This is a genomic window from Capnocytophaga granulosa ATCC 51502, assembly GCF_000411115.1.
Classification (GTDB): Bacteria; Bacteroidota; Bacteroidia; order Flavobacteriales; family Flavobacteriaceae; genus Capnocytophaga; species Capnocytophaga granulosa.
The window spans coordinates 173350-191424 of sequence record NZ_KE150255.1 but is presented as its reverse complement, the minus strand read 5'-3'; the positions used below and the strand labels follow the sequence as shown (position 1 = coordinate 191424).

17 protein-coding genes are annotated in these 18075 nt (G+C 42.0%); 16 read left to right on the top strand and 1 reads right to left on the bottom strand.

The features are described from left to right. Nucleotide 1: 1 nt before the first annotated feature. From HMPREF9331_RS08380 to HMPREF9331_RS08350, 8 genes are all read left to right on the top strand, one after another. On the top strand, nt 2-1204 hold the full coding sequence (locus tag HMPREF9331_RS08380) for a beta-ketoacyl-[acyl-carrier-protein] synthase family protein (RefSeq protein WP_016420535.1): 1203 nt from the start codon (nt 2-4) through the stop codon (nt 1202-1204). Nucleotides 1205-1245: 41 nt separating this feature from the next. Then, on the top strand, nt 1246-2412 hold the full coding sequence (locus tag HMPREF9331_RS08375; protein WP_016420534.1) for a PDDEXK nuclease domain-containing protein: 1167 nt from the start codon (nt 1246-1248) through the stop codon (nt 2410-2412). 102 nt (nt 2413-2514) lie between these two features. Then, nucleotides 2515-2787: a hypothetical protein gene (locus HMPREF9331_RS08370; protein WP_016420533.1), complete on the top strand. Its 273-nt coding sequence runs from the start codon at nt 2515-2517 to the stop codon at nt 2785-2787. A 185-nt stretch (nt 2788-2972) separates the two neighbouring features. After that, nucleotides 2973-3437 (top strand): DinB family protein, encoded by a 465-nt coding sequence (locus tag HMPREF9331_RS08365; RefSeq protein WP_016420532.1) that lies wholly within the window; start codon nt 2973-2975, stop codon nt 3435-3437. A 38-nt stretch (nt 3438-3475) separates the two neighbouring features. Next, nucleotides 3476-4534, top strand: coding sequence for an RNA ligase family protein (locus tag HMPREF9331_RS08360; protein ID WP_016420531.1), 1059 nt, complete (start codon nt 3476-3478; stop codon nt 4532-4534). Between the two features lie 147 nt (nt 4535-4681). After that, nucleotides 4682-5503, top strand: a complete 822-nt coding sequence (locus HMPREF9331_RS08355) for a Crp/Fnr family transcriptional regulator (RefSeq protein WP_074698802.1) — start codon at nt 4682-4684, stop codon at nt 5501-5503. 10 nt (nt 5504-5513) lie between these two features. Continuing rightward, nucleotides 5514-5726: a type 1 glutamine amidotransferase family protein gene (locus tag HMPREF9331_RS13350; RefSeq protein WP_234945872.1), complete on the top strand. Its 213-nt coding sequence runs from the start codon at nt 5514-5516 to the stop codon at nt 5724-5726. A gap of 110 nt (nt 5727-5836) precedes the next feature. After that, entirely contained in the window at nt 5837-7426 is a 1590-nt protein-coding gene (locus tag HMPREF9331_RS08350) for a subtype B tannase (RefSeq protein ID WP_234945871.1), read from the top strand. Nucleotides 7427-7509: 83 nt separating this feature from the next. On the opposite strand, the gene HMPREF9331_RS08345 is transcribed toward HMPREF9331_RS08350, so the two are convergent. Further along, nucleotides 7510-7929, bottom strand: coding sequence for a hypothetical protein (locus HMPREF9331_RS08345; protein ID WP_016420528.1), 420 nt, complete (start codon nt 7927-7929; stop codon nt 7510-7512). 137 nt (nt 7930-8066) lie between these two features. Here HMPREF9331_RS08345 and HMPREF9331_RS08340 point away from each other — a divergent pair, with 137 nt between their 5' ends. From HMPREF9331_RS08340 to porM, 8 genes are all read left to right on the top strand, one after another. Further along, the gene (locus HMPREF9331_RS08340; RefSeq protein WP_016420527.1) at nt 8067-8345 is read left to right on the top strand and encodes a hypothetical protein; all 279 of its coding nucleotides are present in this window, start codon (nt 8067-8069) and stop codon (nt 8343-8345) included. Nucleotides 8346-8526: 181 nt separating this feature from the next. Next, a complete protein-coding gene (locus tag HMPREF9331_RS08335) occupies nt 8527-10878 on the top strand; it encodes a TonB-dependent receptor (protein WP_016420526.1) in 2352 nt (783 codons plus the stop codon). A gap of 70 nt (nt 10879-10948) precedes the next feature. Next, the gene (locus HMPREF9331_RS08330; protein WP_016420525.1) at nt 10949-12295 is read left to right on the top strand and encodes a DUF4374 domain-containing protein; all 1347 of its coding nucleotides are present in this window, start codon (nt 10949-10951) and stop codon (nt 12293-12295) included. 1 nt (nt 12296) lies between these two features. Further along, nucleotides 12297-13271, top strand: a complete 975-nt coding sequence (locus tag HMPREF9331_RS08325) for an alpha/beta hydrolase (RefSeq protein ID WP_016420524.1) — start codon at nt 12297-12299, stop codon at nt 13269-13271. 186 nt (nt 13272-13457) lie between these two features. Further along, a complete protein-coding gene (locus HMPREF9331_RS08320; RefSeq protein ID WP_009640837.1) occupies nt 13458-13973 on the top strand; it encodes a PAS domain-containing protein in 516 nt (171 codons plus the stop codon). 338 nt (nt 13974-14311) lie between these two features. Continuing rightward, nucleotides 14312-15697 carry a T9SS ring complex lipoprotein PorK/GldK gene (porK, locus tag HMPREF9331_RS08315; protein WP_016420523.1) on the top strand — a complete coding sequence of 462 codons (1386 nt, stop codon included), beginning with the start codon at nt 14312-14314 and terminating at the stop codon, nt 15695-15697. Between the two features lie 59 nt (nt 15698-15756). Then, a complete protein-coding gene (gene porL / locus HMPREF9331_RS08310; RefSeq protein WP_016420522.1) occupies nt 15757-16458 on the top strand; it encodes a type IX secretion system motor protein PorL/GldL in 702 nt (233 codons plus the stop codon). Nucleotides 16459-16499: 41 nt separating this feature from the next. Beyond that, nucleotides 16500-18074: a type IX secretion system motor protein PorM/GldM gene (gene porM, locus HMPREF9331_RS08305; protein ID WP_016420521.1), complete on the top strand. Its 1575-nt coding sequence runs from the start codon at nt 16500-16502 to the stop codon at nt 18072-18074. Nucleotide 18075: the final 1 nt, after the last annotated feature.

Genomic DNA, 18075 nt, shown 5'->3' with positions numbered 1-18075 from the left:
CATGGCAGAAAGGATTGTTATCACAGCAATGGGGATTTGTTCCGCGCTGGGGGATAACCTTGAAGAGCATCTTGCGGGCTTGCTTTCAGGACAATCGGGACTGTCTGTTGTAGAAAATGTATCTACCCTACACCGTGATCACATCAGGGTAGGGGAGATCAAGCATACCAATGACTTTCTTGCCCAGCAATTGGGGCTACCTGTGGTCAATCACTATTCCCGTACAGGGCTTTTGGGTATTTGGGCACTTAAGAAAGCTATCGCCCAAGCAGGACTTACCCCCACTGAGGTGGCACAGCTGAGTATGGTAATGGCCTCCAGTGTGGGGGGTATGGATATGACCGAGCGTTATTTCTACGCATATACTACCCAAGAGGAGCTGCGCCGCTATATTCCCTATCACAACATAGGAGAGGTAACAGGGCAGATAGCAGACTACTTCGGTATCAAGGGTTATGTAACCAGTGTCAGTACCGCTTGTTCGTCTTCGGCCAATGCCATACTTACAGCGGCCAATTTGCTTCGCACAGGTCGCGCCCAGCGTATAGCCGTAGGTGGTGCCGATGCGCTTTCAGTATTCACTATCAATGGCTTCAATAGCCTGATGATCCTCTCCGATGCTGATTGTACGCCCTTCGATGCACATCGCAAGGGGCTGAATCTGGGGGAGGCGGGTGCTTTCCTTATCATGGAGCGGGAGGCTACCGCCTTAGCCGAAGGTAGAACCATTATAGGGGTACTCTCAGGTTGGGGCAATGCCAATGATGCTTATCACCAAACAGCTTCTTCCGAAGAAGGGGAAGGGGCTTTCTTGGCTATGCAACAGGCTTTGGCTATAAGCGGACTTACCCCCACTGATATAGACTATGTCAATGCCCATGGTACCGCCACGGTGAACAATGACCTTTCCGAGAGCCGCGCCCTGATGCGTATCTTTGGCGAGGAGGTGCCAGACTTTAGCTCCACTAAACCCTTTACAGGGCATACCCTCGCGGTTGCCTCGGCTGTGGAGGCAATCTTTAGCCTGTTGGCAATTCAAGAAGGAGCAGTATGGCCTAACCTAAATTGGCAAACCCCTATGCCAGAGGTACCCCTCCGCCCACAGACAACTCTTAAGCACAAGCCTATTAAGCATGTACTGTCCAACTCCTTTGGCTTTGGAGGGAACTGCTCAACGCTTATTTTTAGTAGAGCCAACCAGTGACCACAACGGGGTATGTGAGTGAAAAGCGAAAAACGAACCTTATGGCAATATCAAATTATATGACTGCCACTGAGCAGATAAAAGAAGCCATTCTCAGCAGTCAGTACAAGGCTGCTAAGCAAGTAAATGCCGTACAACTCTCCTTGTATTACGGTGTAGGGCGCTATGTCTCCCAAAATACCCGCAAAGGAGTATGGGGTACAGGAGCTATTGAAATAATAGCAGCGGAACTTCACAAAGAATTGCCAGGACTTCGTGGGTTTGGAGCACGACATTTGCGTAATATGAGAGCCTTTTATGAGGCGTGGCAGGAGCTGGATACTAATTTGGAAACCACGGTTTCCAAATTACAAATATCTGATAACGAAGATTTTATTGATTCGGCAGCTACGGCTGCCGAATTAGAAACTATGAATACACCCATATTGTTACCGCGTTTTGATATGCTTTATGACAATACTTTTCTTGAGGTACCATTTACTCATCATAGTATTATCATAGCAAAAGTGAAGGATATAGAAGAGCGTTTGTTTTATATCCGTAAATGTGCTAAAGAACATCTGAGTAAATATACTTTGATGAAGATTATAGATGAAGGTGTCTTCCAAAAGGAACCTATCCCTAATAATTTCTCCCAAACGCTCCCTTCTAAGAAATTAGCACGTAAAGCAGTTGAAATGTTCAAAGATGAATACCTACTTGATTTTATCAATGTGGAAGAGATAGGGGAACGTGATCTCGCTGATATAGATGAGCGGGTAGTAGAACAACAGATTATCCACAATGTAAAGAACTTTATCATGACTTTTGGCAAAGATTTTACTTTTGTAGGCAATCAATACCATTTGGAAGTGTTTGAGGAGGAACAATATCCTGATTTGCTCTTTTTTAACCGCGAACTTAATTGTTTGGTATGTGTGGAACTCAAAAAAGGCAATTTCAAACCCTCTTATTTAGGACAACTCACTACCTATTTGCGAATCTTAGATGACACTGTAAAGAAACCTCACGAAAATCCTACTATTGGTATCATTCTTTGCAAAGACTTTAATAGAGATTTTGTAGAATACATTATTCAAGACTATAACAAACCAATGGGAGTAGCTCGCTATACCACTACTGCCGAAATGCCTGAACAGCTCCAGCGTGTATTACCCGATATAGACGAACTGCGCAAAGTATTGTCAATTCAGCCTACTGATAAATAGTAAATTAACCCTATGGACTCACAGTTTCTCATATGTCAAAAGTAAGAAGAAAATATTCAGTAGAATATTATAATTGAGATTTATTTGGTAAAAAGGTACATCATGGAAAACATGCTTCAGAATATAAGGCCTAAAGATTTGTCCTTTGTAGTACAAGCTATTGGTGCAGATATAGAACGTACTCAAGTACGGCTTATCACTTCAGCTAATGCTGATATGCTATTAGTGCAACAACTTGTTGCACTAATTCAGAATTCTGAAAAACAGAAAGATACATTTACACAACAAGCTGTTGCACAAATGGTGGCATCAGTACTGCCAACTATAGAAGAAGTGGAAGAAGAACTTTCTAAAATTAGCAAACAAGCAAACTAACCTTATGGCAATATCCATAAGACACTCTGCAATTTCGTCTGTAAGGCTGCAGAAGTTACGGGGTGTAGGGTAAAGTAACAATAAGGAACAGCCTTAAACAATTGGAAACAGCCCTAAAACAACTGACAAATTAAAAATACATAATTAGCTAATTGACAAATTGGCTAATGTGCTAATTATAAACCATGACAAAAGCATTTAACTTACACAAGGCCATACGTGCCCGTCTGTTACGCTTCTTAGACGAAGCTACCCCAGAACAATTAGCGCTCATCCCAGAGGGCTTTCACAACAATATCCTATGGAATATAGCCCACTGCGTGGTTACCCAACAGCTGCTGTGCTATAAGCTCGCAGGAGTGCAACCCCATGTCTCAGAAGAGCTGATCAACACTTACAAAAAGGGTACCTACCCCGATGGGCATATCCCAAGCCAAGAGGAAATTGCTACCCTCCGCCAGCTACTGACCTCCACTCACGACCAAATCATTGAGGACTATCAAAAAGGGGTATTTGCAGGGAAAGACTATCCTGTATATGAAACCTCTTTTGGCTATACGCTCCACAATGTAGAGGAGGCCATTCTCTTTAACAATACCCATGAGGGAATGCATATAGGAACGATTTTGGCTTTGCGCTATTTTCTTTAGGCCTTCTTTGGCTTATAAGTATCATCAAAATAACAATCATGGCAACACCCGTACAGAAAGTAACTATCAAAGCTAAATTTCCTCTCTATAAAAAAGAGGAATTAGCCGAGCGTGTAGAGCTTATCACCTTAGAAGAAACAGGATTTGAGTTGGTTGCTCAAAAAGACCTCTATGCAGTAGGCGACACCGCTATCTATATCCAGCCTGATTATTGCTTGCCTGATACACCTCTCTTTCAGGATTTTATTGCTCCAGGCGGTGATCCTAAGAAGTCTTATCTGGGTAAGATAGAAGACCAACCACGGCGTATCCGAGCCATTAAGTTCCCACTCTCTAAAGAGCCTAATGGCGACAAAGTCTATTCCAATGGGATTCTCTTGCCTCTTTCCGTAGTAACTTCTCATATAGGGGAACAACCTATCAGTGCCGAGAGCTTAGGAATTACCAAATATGAAGCCCCTATCAAGCTCATGGGTGACACCCAACTAAGTCCTTTCCCCTCTGGTTGGTATCAGACAGATGAAGAGAATATCAACAATGTGTGGAATGAGGTAGTGTTTCCTATCTATCTGATTGGTACCCAGAAGATAGATGGTACTTCCATTAGTATCTCCACTGAGTATATCGCCACACGCAAGAATGTGATGGAGCGTTTTGTAAAGAAAGGTGATACAGAAGTAGAGAGTACCGAAACCTATATCAAATATGGTAGCCAGTACCAAGATATCTTGAGAGCAGCCCAAGAGACAGAGATTGTATTGCGTGGCGAGCTTAACGGACAAGGAGTAGGCAGTTCGGGTAACAAACTCAATCCTGCACTAAAAGAAGCAGCCAATATTCGTTTCTTTGGTATAGATCGCCTCAGAGGAGGAATTACCTACAAGCTCCCTCATGCCGAGTTTGTAGCCAAAGCACAAGCGCTTGGTATCCAGACGGTTCCTATTATCTTTGAAAAAGAATTTAGCAGCAGAGGGGAATTGCTCGCTACCTGTGAGGCTTATTTTGCCCAGCATGTGATAGAGGGGATTGTGGTTAGGACTCCTGATAGCAAGTTTTCTGCAAAAATAATGAATAACTACTACGATAGTAAGAAATAACGAGTTGGTAAGCCTATTGGCAAATCTGCTAATTGTAAAAACTCCCCATGACGCAAACTGCCTATGTGGCTCGCATCATGGGGAGTTTTTGTTAATTGTCAATTATTTTATACCTTTGCTGCTTTATCATATTACTTTTACAAAAATATGCACCCTTTACGACAACACTTTGAAGAACTCATCTCTCTTACTGATGAGGAGTTTGCTTATATCGCCTCGCATTTCACCCATTATTCATTTAAAAAAGATGATTTCTTACTACCCGAGAACAAAGTCGTTACCCACGAATATTGGGTGCTAAGAGGGCTCTTAAAAACTTATCTCTTAGATGCTAATGGCAAAGAACATATTGTGCAATTTGCTATGGAAAACTGGTGGGTTACCGATTATCAAGCCTTTTTCGGTAAGAGGAAGGCTACCCTTAACATTTGCTGCTTAGAAGATACTGAGATACTTGCCATTACTTATGCCGATAAAGAAAAACTGTGTGCCGAACTACCTCAATTTAATACCTTCCACCGCCAAAAATGTAATATGGGGTATGCTGCTCAACAAAGGCGTATCCTTTCCCTGCTCAGCGATGATGCTCGCACTCGTTATGAACAGTTCGCAGCACTCTATCCCTCGCTGTTACAACGCCTACCTAAGAGCTTGATAGCCTCCTATTTAGGTGTGTCACGCGAGACCCTCAGCCGTCTGTATTTTACTTCACACAAAAAAAGTGACATACCTCACAGTAATACAGACATATTAGCCGTACCTTTGTCTCTCAATTTAAAAAGAAAAAACAATGAAAAAATTAATAGTATTGCTCGCCCTTATCTACAGTGTAGCAGGGGTAGCACAGAACAAAAGAATACTTTTTGTAGTAACAAACCATACCCAGCTAGGGAATACAGGAGAAACTACGGGCTATTTCCTATCAGAAGTAACGCACCCCTTAGAAGTGCTTACGGCGGCAGGCTATAAAGTCGATTTTGTGAGCCCCAAAGGGGGTACAGCTACTGCCTACGGAGTAAAGTTAGACGATCCTATCAATAAAAAATATTGGGAAAGTGCCGACTACCAAAAACAGTTAGCTCACACCCTCGCTCCCTCACAAGTAAAAGCTGAGGACTATGCCGCTATCTTTTATGCGGGCGGACACGGCACCATGTGGGATTTTGCCAACAGTGAAGCCCTTGCCAAATAGCCCAACAAATTTACGAAAAAGGAGGTGTAGTAGCTGCAGTATGTCACGGACCATCGGGCTTAGTGAATATTAAACTCTCTGACGGTAAATATTTAGTGAGTGGCAAAACTTTGAGTCCTTTTACGAATGAGGAAGAAGAGGCTGTAAAACTCACCAAAGTAGTGCCTTATTCATTAGAAGACAAACTTAAAGAGCACGGGGCTATCATTGATAAAGCAGGCTTGTGGCAAGACAAGGTGAGCGTAGATAACCGTGTAATTACCGGTCAGAACCCGCAATCGGCTAAAAGCGTAGGAGAAGCTATCTTAAAAGAATTGCAAAAATATCCCCTTCGTTTTGATGCTACCAAATACACTACCCAACAAGTAACACAAGGTACTCAAACCCTTACAGTACGCGCCTATGAGGGGATTGTATATGTAGCTAATCCTGTGGAAGAACAATACCAACAGCTGAATATCTACATTCCAGAAGCCTACTTCAATGGCGAAACAATCAACGGTTTTAACGCTCAAACTGCTCCTATTTTCTTACCCAATGGCATAGGAGGCTATATGCCCGCCAAGCCCCTTTCACTCACTGGAGGTAATAAAGATACAAATAACTCGCTTATTATGGCACTTAGCAAAGGCTTTGTCGTAGCCTCACCAGGTGCACGCGGACGTACCTCGGCTACAGGCAAAGCCCCTGCTGTGATTGTAGACCTAAAAGCAGCGGTGCGCTACCTGAAATATAACGACAAAGAAATACCTGGTGATGCCAATAAGATTATCTCCAATGGTACGAGTGCGGGAGGTGCCTCGTCTGCCCTCTTAGGAGCTTCTGGAGACCAAGCCGCTTACGAGCCTTACTTAAAGGAATTAGGTGCTGCCCCTGCTACTGATGCTATTTTCGCCGTATCAGCTTATTGTCCTATCACCAACTTAGAGAACGCTGACAAAGCCTACGAATGGCAGTTCGGTAACCTTAGTCAGTACAAAACGATGGAGATTTCTATGCTTGATTACAATGTACAACGCACTTATAAGACAGGGACTTTTACCCCTGAACAGACAAAAGTTTCTGCTGACCTCAAAAAGGACTTCCCCGCTTACCTCAATAGCCTAAAGCTAAAAGACAGCAAAGGCGAACAGCTTACCCTAAACTCCAAAGGTGAAGGTAGTTTTAAAGAATTGCTAAAGCAAACTATTATAGCGGCTGCTGAAAAGGCTCAAAGGGAAGGAACAGACCTTAGCAAATATTCTTTCCTTACACTTAAAAATGGTAAAGTTACGACCATAGACTGGGATGGCTATATCACTTATATGGAGCGACACAAAAGTCCCCCAGCTTTTGATGGGCTTGACCTCAGCATAGGTGAGAACCAACTCTTTGGCGATGCCACCACCGACAAAAAGCATTTCACTCCTTATGCCTTAAAAAACAGTGTTGTAGAAAGCCAAATGGCAGATGCCAATATAGTAAAACTGATGAACCCAATGAGTTTCATAGGCAATAAAAATGCTCATCTAGCCAAATATTGGCGTATACGTCATGGTGCTAAGGATAGTGATACCTCTGCTGCTATATCCTTAATACTTGCTACAGCGCTCCAAAATAACCACTATCCTGTAGATTATGCTCTCCCTTGGGACAAACCTCACAGTGGTGATTACGATCTGGGAGAACTTTTCACTTGGGCTGAAAAAATAAGCCGATAAGGTCGTAGCACGACAAGCAATAAATAAAAATTCCCATGTGGTACTACCACACGGGAATTTTTAATAAGACATCTAACTTGTATCTATTTGCTAAATTCTACTTCAGCATTTAGTTTAGTTATCTTTTCTTGCAATTTAGTGATGTCTTTTTGCAACTTCTCAATACGGCGATTACTTTTGGCTAATTGCTTATTAGCTTTACTAGCTTTGCGCAAAGCCTTTTCAGCTTTGTTCGCTTTTTTAGCACTTGCCGAAGCCGAACTCGCATCACTAAAAGCATCCGTACGATTGGTAGCTTCTTCATTAGCTTGCGTAGCCTCAGTTTGCAACGACTGATTATTGGTTTGCTCTTGAGTGAGTTTCATTTGCAATTCGTTGAGCTCAGTATTGAGTTTCAAGGCTTGTTCTTGTTTTTCCAAGCGTTTCATCTCTGGTGATTTAGCTGTACCACAACCCGCTAACATAAAGGAAGCTAACACTCCCATTAAAAGTACTTTTTTCATCTTTTTTTATATTTAAATTAATTCCGCAAAAGTAATACTTAATTGCCTAATATGCAAATTCGCTAATTTACTAATTTGCTAATTTGCTAATTATCAATACTTTTGCATTTAGAATAACTTAAAAACAATACAATATTATGAGAAAAACTTTTATTATTTTATGCATTTGGAGCATCATTGTAGGCTCCTCTCAAGAACAAAAAGAAGAGGACACCCCTTCCAAAGAAAAAGAGGAATGGGAATTAGTTTGGGAAGACGATTTCAACCGCGACGATATTTTTGCTACTGGTATATGGTCAAAAATATGGGGATGCCCTACTTCCAAAGCCGACTGGTGCAAACTACAAACTGATTATATCGATTTGCTGCGCAAACGCTCTTCTCCTCTCACCGAGATCCTGCTTTTGTGGAGATGATATGCCAATTAACAGTTTAGGACGTAGCACAATAGAGAAATACTAAAAATCCCCGTGAGCTATCATAACTCATGGGGATTTTTAATTAACTTAGACAAATCTGCTAATCAATAAATTATTTTAGAATTATTCCAAATAAATTAGTATCTTTGCCCCCGTTTAGAAATAGGATGTAAGCTATATGATGTATTTCTCTTTCAGAAGTTTTTGGTTTTGTGTGTTTTACCTCTGTGTAGGGGTACTTTCTGCCCAGCAAATAGCTACCGTAAAGGGGCGTATCACCGCAGGCAAAGAGCCTGTAATGGGGGCAGTAGTGCAGCTTAAGGAACTTAAAAAGTATGCAGTGGCCGATGGCCAAGGGAATTTTTCTCTGTCAGTACCTTATAGAAAAGTGCCTTATACATTCTCTATAGAGTCCATGGGCTATAAGGCACAAGAGCAAACTCTTACCGTGACACAACCTGTGGTGGTGCTCAATGTGGCAATGGAGGAAGAAATCACCGCTCTTACAGGCATTACGGTGGAGGCAATCACCCCCATCAAGCAGGTGGAGAAGAGTGCCTATAATGTAGCTGCTATAGATGCCTCCAAGCTCACACACCTCAATAGCAATGCCGCCGATATGCTTGCCAAAGCCTCTGGGGTAAAGGTACGCGAAACGGGTGGTGTGGGAGCTGAGAGCCAAATCAATCTCAATGGTTTTACAGGTCAGCATGTACGTACTTTTGTGGATGGGGTGCCTATCAGTAGGGCTTCTTCTTTTCAAATAGGCAATATCCCTACTGAACTAATTGACCGTATTGAAATTTATAAAGGAGTGGTGCCTGTTACCTTTGGTTCTGATGCCTTGGGAGGGGCGGTGAATATCGTTACCAAGCGCAGCAATGCTCAGTATGCTAACCTAAGTTATACTTTTGGCTCTTTCAATACCCATAAGAGTACGCTCAATGTAGGGGCACCACTGACCGATAATATAGGGATAGAGTTCAACGCCTATCAGAACTATTCCGATAATAGCTATAAGGTGCTTACCCATTATTTAGATTTGGCCAAGGGGATTTATTCCAAGGATAGACAATGGTTCAAGCGTTTCCATGATCGTTATCACAATGAGGTGATCATTGGGAAAGTGAATATTTTCAAGGAGCCTTGGGCAGATAAGCTCTCTTTCTCCCTGAACTATAACCAAGAGTACAAACAGATACAGAATGCCAATCTCATGCAGATTGTCTTTGGGGGTAAGTACCAAACCTCCTATACCTATAGTACAGGGATAGAGTACGAAAAGAAAAACTTGTTGGAGGGGCTGAGCCTCTCCGTTACAGGCCGTTACGACCTGACAACTACCAATGTCGTAGATGAGGAGAATCGTATGTATAGTTGGGACGGCTCCTACAGAACTAAGCCTACGATGGGAGAGGCTATGTATCAGAATACAGTCTTTGAAGGCAAGACAGCCTATGTGGCGGCACATTTGGATTATTGGCTAAGCGAAAAGCACTTCTTGCAGCTTACGCATACCTTTAGCCACTATTATAGATTGACCAAGAGCCAGCTTTTTACGCCTTTTTCTTCTGATGCTGATTTTATGGATCGCATCAACCAGAAGAATATCACAGGCCTCTCGTACAAATATGTGCCGAATGACCAGTGGACGGTCTTAGCCTTCGGCAAATATTATGCAGCTAAAGTAACAGGCCCTGCAGTGGTGAGTGGCCACGGCTATTTGTCCGTTTATGAAGATCATACCGAGCGTACCGATGCTTTGGGGGCGGGGATAGGTTCTTCTTATGAGTTTTCTAAGGAACTATTGGCCAAGCTCTCTTATGAAAAGAGCTACCGCTTGCCCAATGACCGAGAGCTTTTCGGAGATGGTGACTTAGAGATAGGAGCCAACCAATTGCGCCCTGAGCAGAGCAATAATCTCAACGTGAATCTCTCTTGGCAGCCCGAAGCTAATGGCCATGCTCTTTTAGCGGAAGGAGGCTTTGCCCTGCGCTATATTCAGGACTATATCATTCGCAATGTAGCCAGCACAGGAGCAGCTACCAGCAAGAACCATGGCAAGGTACTTACGTTGGGCGGTGATTTCACCCTGCGCTATTTCTATCAGAAAACCTTTTCTGTAGGGGGAAATCTCTCTTATATGGATATGCGCAACCACGAACGCAAAAATACCAACGGAGCCAATTCGCTCACCTACAAGGATCGGGTGCCTAACATGCCTTATCTCTTTGGTAATGCCGATGCCTCTTATACCTTTGCCGACCTTATCACTCAGGACGATGGGCTTACCTTGGGCTATAACTTGGCTTATACGCATGAGTTTTTCCTCTCTTGGCAGAGCGAGGGGGCGAAAATCACCGTACCCACGCAGCTCTCCCACGATCTAAGCCTTACCTATACAGCGCCAAGGAATAAATATACCCTCTCGGCCGAGGTCAAGAACTTTACCGATGCGCTGCTATATGATAACTATAGTCTGCAAAAAGCAGGTAGAACCTTTTATGTGAAATTAGGGTATAGGTTTTAGTACTAACCACTAACCACTAACCACTGACCACTAACGACTCAAAACTGAAAATTCAAAACTATTTATATTTATGTATATTAATTTTCAAACTATTAGAAAAATGTTGTTCCTTGGACTTGTAGGAGCAACTACTTTGGTGTCATGCTCTAAGAGTGATGATAATAATGGAGGAAAACCAACTCCAACCCCTGATGCAACAGAAGTAAATAGCTTCTTTATTGATGCAGGAGGAGCCGAAAACAAAGCCCGCTATGTACTCCTTGCTGAAGATGTAACCAAAGGAGAAGTACCTTTAGGGTCTAACAAATTACAGTTAAAACCTGCTAATGGCTATTTTTGGTTGTTTAATAAAAACATCGCAGCAGGTCTCTCTTATGAGTTTAAGGGAGCTGGTATAGGTGTTTCCTATGCACGCGATGCAAAGGGAGAAGTAAATCCTATCAGTGAGTTTGAGGTAAATGAGCGTGCTACTACCTTCGGCTTCTTTAATAATTACTATGTAACAGCGGTAAGTGGACAGGCTTTTGAAGGGAAAAATGATGGAGCTACTTTTATCTTCCGTAATACTTCTGACTTCGGAGAGGCTTCTCGTAAAACCATTCATACCAATAAGTTCTTAGGGGACAATATGAATGATACCGAGATCGTATCTTTTGCAGGTATTTTGGACAATGGCAATGGAGAGTTCCTCACAGGTATGCTTGTTTCTGAATACAAAGATGTACAACCAGGACAGGGATCCAGTACAGGCTATATGGAAAATACCGATGTGGTATATGTAGGAGTACTTGATAAGGATTTGAACCTTAAGCGTTACTACAAGAGCGATAAGCTCAGCTACTCAGCAGGACGCTTTAAGAGCCAATACCTCTTGGAAATGGGCAAGGTAGCCAACGGAGATGTATATGTTTTCTCAGGAGCTATCGCTAAGAATCCTGCACCAGCCAAAGCACCAGCTAAAGCAGATAAGGCTACCACTAAGCCTGCGGGAGCTTTGCGTATCAAGGCAGGGGCAACTACCTTTGATGATAGCTATTTCTTTGATATCTCTGCCGTATCTAACAACGGTCTTTTCCGTCGCGTATGGCATATCACAGAGAATAAATTCCTTGTAGAGTTCTTCAATGATGCTGCTAAGGCCAACCTCCGCTCTTTGGATGTATATCACTACGCCATAGTGGATGTAGAAGCTAAAACACTCAACTGGGTAGCTGGACTTCCTGACCCTGCCAAATGTACTAATATCGTGACCAATCCTATTACCCCTGCAATCTACGGAGGTAAGGTATATCTACCAGTAAACGAACAAGGTACCGACCCTGCTATCTATGTCATAGATCCTGCAACCAATGCCGCTACTAAGGGCTTAGTAGTAAAAGGTGCCACTGTAATCAATGCTATAGGACGTTTTGAATAATATGAAACATATCATCTGTCTATTTTTCCTATCCGTGTGTAGCACTTGGGCACAGACAGCTATTTGTATAGGGGAGCGTTTTACGCTCCCTTCTACCATTATGGGCGGGGAGCGCACCATAGACCTCTACCTGCCTCCTTCCTATAATGATAGCTCCCTTACCCCCATGGATTACCCTGTGGTCTATCTGCTTGATGCGCAAACCAACTTCAATTATTTCACTACTCTTATGGAGAAGCTCACCCAAGGGATTCCCAATATACCTGAAATGATAGTCGTAGGAATAGAAAGCACTGAGCGAGATAATGATTTCACCACAGAGAATGATCGCTTTTGGAAGTTTGTCCGCGAAGAGCTTAAGCCCTTGGTGGAGGGCAAATATCGCTGTAAGGACTTTCGTATAGTGGTAGGGCACTCCCTCGGAGGCCTCTCGGTGGTGGATGCTCTGATAAAGTATACTGACTTGTTCAATGCCTATATCGCTCATGATCCCAGCCTATGGTGGGGCGAGGGTTACGGGATCAAGCTCTTTGAGCAAAGCAAGGGGAAGGATTTCCAAAACCGCTTGCTCTATATCACCCATACGGGCTATAAGATACGCCATAATGGTCGTAGCGGGCATGTGGCTACCTTTGACAAGCTCAAGACAATGCTTACAGCTAATGCTTTCCCCAATCTACAATGGAAGATTTCTGAGTACTCCAAGGAAAACCATGGTACCATACAGCTTATCGGTAATATAGACATGTTCCGTGCGCTCTTTGCCGAGATGTTCATTGACCGCAATGATATAGAGGAAAATCCACAAGTAATAACCGAGCGATATAAAGCACTTTCCCAAAGGCTACACTATACTTTTACCCCTTCAGAATCTTATCTGGAGCATACCATGAAGTGGTTACAGCGCAACGGAAAACAAACCCAAGCCCAAGAAGTGGAGGCGTTGTTAATAAATTTCAAAGAAAAAAATAAATAATAAGTAGAATTTGTAATCGTCTGATTATCAATTAAATAAAATCGATTTTAGCGAAAGATATATAATTTAAGGTATAAATAAAAAATCGGTTGATAAGTTTTTATGAAAAAAAGATAAAAAAAGAACATTTTTTATTTGTTTCTAAAAATATTTTTATATCTTTGCGCCGAATAAACAGTTAGACTTATGAGTACACCAGTAAATAAGGAAGTAGCTTGGGATAAGACCAAGACCATTATGAGTAAAACCGATGCAAAGGGAGTGATAGAGTATGTAAATCAGGTATTTATGGACGTTTGCGGATATAATGAAGCTGAACTAATAGGTAAGCCTCACAACGTGATTCGTCACCCTGATATGCCTAAGACTATATTCAAAATCCTTTGGGATAACATCCAAAAAGGGATTAACTTCCATGCAATTGTTAAAAATTTAGCTAAGTCAGGCGAATATTATTGGGTAATTACCGATTTTGATATTATCCGTGACCCAAGCGGACAGATCATCAACTACATGGGTAGAAGAACCTCTGTTCCTGAGCAGACTATAGAAAAGCACATCGCTCCCTTGTACCAAAAAATATTGCAAGTAGAACAAGCTGGCGGTATCGAAGCAGGAGAGCAATACTTCCAACAATTCCTCAAAGACCAAGGTAAGGATTACCTTACTTATATTGAGGATGTGATTTTGGAATTTAAATAAAAAATACGCTGTAAAACCAATCGTGAAGAATTAAACAAAAAAGGGGAGTTCTAATGTAATGATTTTTTCAAAAGAACCCTTGCTGTTAAAAGGATTTGTTCATCTTCAAGAGAGAGGCTAAAGATATTTTATGATTTACATAGGAGTTGTTAATAACTTTTTTTGTAAGGCAATAAGGTCTTTAGCGGGTGTAATCTATTGTTAATCAGCAAATAACATTTTTCTTTTTGAGAAGTTGAACGAAAAATCTTTAAAAATAGTGAGGTCTTGAGAGAAAAAGTAGTGTAAGACAAATAAAAAATGACTACATTTGCCTCCCTGAAATAATATTGTAGATTATGATATTGAAACTAAAAAAAGTAGCACTTGTTGTAATAGGTTATCTGATGGTTTCCTGTGGCGCTGGTAATGACCAGGGGGAACTTACAGGTGTAAAGGGTGGACTATGGAAACAGCCCAAGCCCTATGGAATGACGCTTGTTCCAGGTGGTGCTTTCGTTATGGGTAGCTCCGACTATGATAAAGCGCATACCGAGGATGCTACTACCAAAACGGTAACCGTAAGCCCTTTTTATATGGATGATACCGAGATTACCAATGGTGAGTATCGCCAGTTCGTCAATTGGGTGCGTGACTCTATCGTACGTCGCAAGTTGGCTATCATGGCCGAAGAAAGTGGGCAATCCGCTGGCGGTGAAGGTATTGGAAAGTACGCTTTCTTGGATACCGATCAGGAGAAGCTAAGCGCCTACGATAAGTATATGTATGAGAACTATGGCGAGAAGGATAATCCTGAAAAGCGTAAAATCAACAGAAAAGTGAAACTCATATGGGACAAACAAAAATGGCCTGATGAGCACTATGTTGAGGTGATGGACTCCATGTATGTACCTATTGAGGAGACTTATAACGGACGTCGTCCTTTGGCGGTGGAGAAACTTGTCTTCAAGTACCAATGGATGGATATAGAAGCTGCAGCTCGTTCTCACAAAAAAGGACGTAAGGACTTTATCAAAGAGGAAATCGTAAAGATATATCCTGATACCACTGTGTGGATTAAGGACTTTAACTACTCTTACAATGAGCCTATGCACAATGACTACTTTTGGCACTATGCCTATAGTGAGTATCCTGTGGTAGGTGTTACTTGGAGACAAGCAAAGGCTTTCTGTGAGTGGCGTACCCTCTATAAGAACTCTTTCCAAAAAGCAAAGAAGAGAAAAGACGTGAATGCATTCCGCCTTCCTACCGAAGCTGAATGGGAGTTTGCCGCTCGCGGAGGTCTCGAAGCAGCTACCTATCCTTGGGGTGGACCTTATACCGTGGATAGCAAAGCTTGTTTCATGGCCAACTTCAAGCCTTCACGTGGGGACTATGCTGCCGATAATGCTCTTTATACAGTAGAAGCAAAATCATATCACCCTAATGGGTACAACCTCTACAATATGGCAGGGAACGTATCAGAATGGACAAATACTTCTTATGATTCTAACTCATACGAATACATGTCCTCTATGAACCCTAACGTAAATGACCAACAAAACAAACGTAAAGTAATCCGCGGTGGTTCTTGGAAAGATGTGGCTTTCTATACCCAAGTGGCTACCCGTGATTATGAATACCAAGACTCTGCACGTAGCTATATAGGTTTCCGTACAGTACAGAGTTTCATGGGGGTACAGAGAGTTAATTCTAAGAAAGGTAACCTCTCTAACCTAAGATAAACCATAGTAAAAAATTAAAAATTAATAAATAAAAGAAGTATAATCAAAAAAAGAAAAAAATGGCACAGTCAAAATCATCAAAGAAAATCATGAATATGGTTTATGGATTAGGAGCCTCTGTGGTAATTCTCGGAGCCCTTTTCAAACTCCTTCACTGGGAAATCTCTCTAGGTTCCATTAAGCTAGGTGGTGGAGTACTCCTCGCTACAGGTCTTATTACCGAAGCGATCATCTTCGCTATCGCGGCCTTTGAACCTGTAGAAGAAGGACTTCACTGGGAACGTGTATTTCCAGAACTTGCAGGCGGTGAGCCAAGACAACTTAACTTCGCTGGCGGTGCTGCTCCACAACAACTTGGATACCAAAACGAACAAGAAACACAACTTCTTAGAGAGTCTTTGTCTGAAAAGTTGGATAATATCCTAAGAGAAGCTCATATAGATGCAGAGCTAATGAACTCATTGGCTAAGAGTATCCGTAACTTCGAAGGGGCTGCTCGTAACATAGGCCCAGCTGCTGACGCTGTAGCTTCTACTCAAAAATACGGAGAAGAACTCACCACAGCGGCCGTACACCTCGAAGCCTTGAACTCTCTTTACCGTATCCAACTTGAAAGAACAGAACTTCAAGTAAATGCTCAAGAAGGTATGGTAGATAACCTTAACTCATTGAACGCACAAGTTAATTCATTCAAAGAACACTTGAAATCTCTTAACACTGTATATGGTGGCATGCTCTCTGCAATGGGCGGAGCTCGTTAATCTAAAGAAGTATAATTATTTAATCATTTAACCAATTAGAAATGGCAGGAGCAGCAAATTCACCACGACAGAGGATGATTAACCTGATGTATCTGGTTTTCATCGCGATGATGGCGCTCAATATGGGTAAAGAAGTACTAAGTGCGTTCGGGCTTATGAACGAAAAATTACAAGCCGCTAACGAACGTTACGTTTCTACCAATGAGGCCGTCTTTGCAGAATTAGAGAAAAAAGAACAAGAAAAACCTGAAGAATATGCAGAGGCTTTGAAAAAAGCTCGACAAGTAAGAGATATGTCTAACGAATATTACTCTTACTTAGGTACACTCAAAGAAGAGGTAATGAAACAGGCTGGTAGTACCGAAGCAGAAAGAAAGGATTACCAAATAATGGACAAATCCGATATGTTGGATGAAAAATTCTTCAAAACTGATGGACTTAAACCAGCAGGTCAGGAATTCTTGGACAAAATCAAAAACTATCGCAACCAATTAGTAAGTCTTCTTGATGCTAAAGACGAAGCCCTTAAAACAGTTATTGAAGAACGTTTCAGTACTGGTGTAAACGACAAAGTAAAAGATCGTGAAGGAAATAGCGTAGGTTGGGTTCAGTATAACTACGAAGGGTTTCCTTATATAGCAGCTGTTACTAAGTTCTCCCAATTACAATCCGACATTCGCCAAACAGAACAAGACTTCTACAAGGCTATGCTCGGTGAGAAGATGAAAGAAGAGCTTTCTATGAAGCACTATACTACCCTACTTGAACAATCCAGAGGGGCTTACTATGCTAACCAAGAGTTTGACGGAGCTATCGTTCTCGGACGTAAAGATAACTCTACCAAACCTAAAAAAGTACAACTTACCCTTGATGGTCGTCCTATCCCTGAATCACAAGTAGAAGTGGTAGAAGGAAAGGTAAAACTTAAAGTAAATACAGGTAATGTAGGTGACCACAAGATCGAAGGTAAGCTTATCTATGAACAAAATGGAGAAGAAACTCCTGTAGATGTATCTCAATCATTCACCACTATTCCTCGTCCAAACGAAGCAGTAATCTCTGCTGATAAGATGAACGTAGTATATCGTGGTGTAGTGAACCCTATGACTATCTCTATGCCAGGGGTACCTGATAACCAAGTAAATGCTTCTGCACCAGGACTTTCTCGTAAGAGTGGACCTAACTATATTATGAAGCCTAACGCTGGTTCTGCTGAAGTAACCATCGTAGTTACAGGTACTTTTGATGGTCAGAAATTCTCTTCTTCTAAGAAGTTCCGTGTAAAAGATATTCCAAAACCAGAAGGAGCTATCTTACGTACTACTGGAGCTGTGAAGTTGGCTAAGGCTAATATCTTGGCCGGAGAACTTTCTGTAGCATTTAACGACTTTGATTTTGACCTTACTACCAAGGTAAATTCCTTCCGTATCTTGGTACCAGGACAGCCTAGTGTGGTAGTACAGGGTAGCCGTGTAAGTGCTAGCGGTGCAGCAGCAGCAGCTGTAAACCGTGCTAAGAAGGGAGATATAATTCAAATATCAGAGATACGTTACTCAGTATCAGGATATAGTGGTACTCCTAAGCCAGCTACTCCTATATCTATCGAAGTATTATAAC

Excerpts from the sequence above, each read along its gene's own strand:
- HMPREF9331_RS08380 (WP_016420535.1), top strand. The coding sequence starts at position 2 with ATGGCAGAAAGGATTGTTATCACAGCAATGGGGATTTGTTCCGCGCTG.
- HMPREF9331_RS08375 (WP_016420534.1), top strand. The coding sequence starts at position 1,246 with ATGGCAATATCAAATTATATGACTGCCACTGAGCAGATAAAAGAAGCC.
- HMPREF9331_RS08370 (WP_016420533.1), top strand. The coding sequence starts at position 2,515 with ATGGAAAACATGCTTCAGAATATAAGGCCTAAAGATTTGTCCTTTGTA.
- HMPREF9331_RS08365 (WP_016420532.1), top strand. The coding sequence starts at position 2,973 with ATGACAAAAGCATTTAACTTACACAAGGCCATACGTGCCCGTCTGTTA.
- HMPREF9331_RS08360 (WP_016420531.1), top strand. The coding sequence starts at position 3,476 with ATGGCAACACCCGTACAGAAAGTAACTATCAAAGCTAAATTTCCTCTC.
- HMPREF9331_RS08355 (WP_074698802.1), top strand. The coding sequence starts at position 4,682 with ATGCACCCTTTACGACAACACTTTGAAGAACTCATCTCTCTTACTGAT.
- HMPREF9331_RS08345 (WP_016420528.1), bottom strand. The coding sequence starts at position 7,929 with ATGAAAAAAGTACTTTTAATGGGAGTGTTAGCTTCCTTTATGTTAGCG.
- HMPREF9331_RS08340 (WP_016420527.1), top strand. The coding sequence starts at position 8,067 with ATGAGAAAAACTTTTATTATTTTATGCATTTGGAGCATCATTGTAGGC.
- HMPREF9331_RS08335 (WP_016420526.1), top strand. The coding sequence starts at position 8,527 with ATGATGTATTTCTCTTTCAGAAGTTTTTGGTTTTGTGTGTTTTACCTC.
- HMPREF9331_RS08330 (WP_016420525.1), top strand. The coding sequence starts at position 10,949 with ATGTATATTAATTTTCAAACTATTAGAAAAATGTTGTTCCTTGGACTT.
- HMPREF9331_RS08325 (WP_016420524.1), top strand. The coding sequence starts at position 12,297 with ATGAAACATATCATCTGTCTATTTTTCCTATCCGTGTGTAGCACTTGG.
- HMPREF9331_RS08320 (WP_009640837.1), top strand. The coding sequence starts at position 13,458 with ATGAGTACACCAGTAAATAAGGAAGTAGCTTGGGATAAGACCAAGACC.
- porK (WP_016420523.1), top strand. The coding sequence starts at position 14,312 with ATGATATTGAAACTAAAAAAAGTAGCACTTGTTGTAATAGGTTATCTG.
- porL (WP_016420522.1), top strand. The coding sequence starts at position 15,757 with ATGGCACAGTCAAAATCATCAAAGAAAATCATGAATATGGTTTATGGA.
- porM (WP_016420521.1), top strand. The coding sequence starts at position 16,500 with ATGGCAGGAGCAGCAAATTCACCACGACAGAGGATGATTAACCTGATG.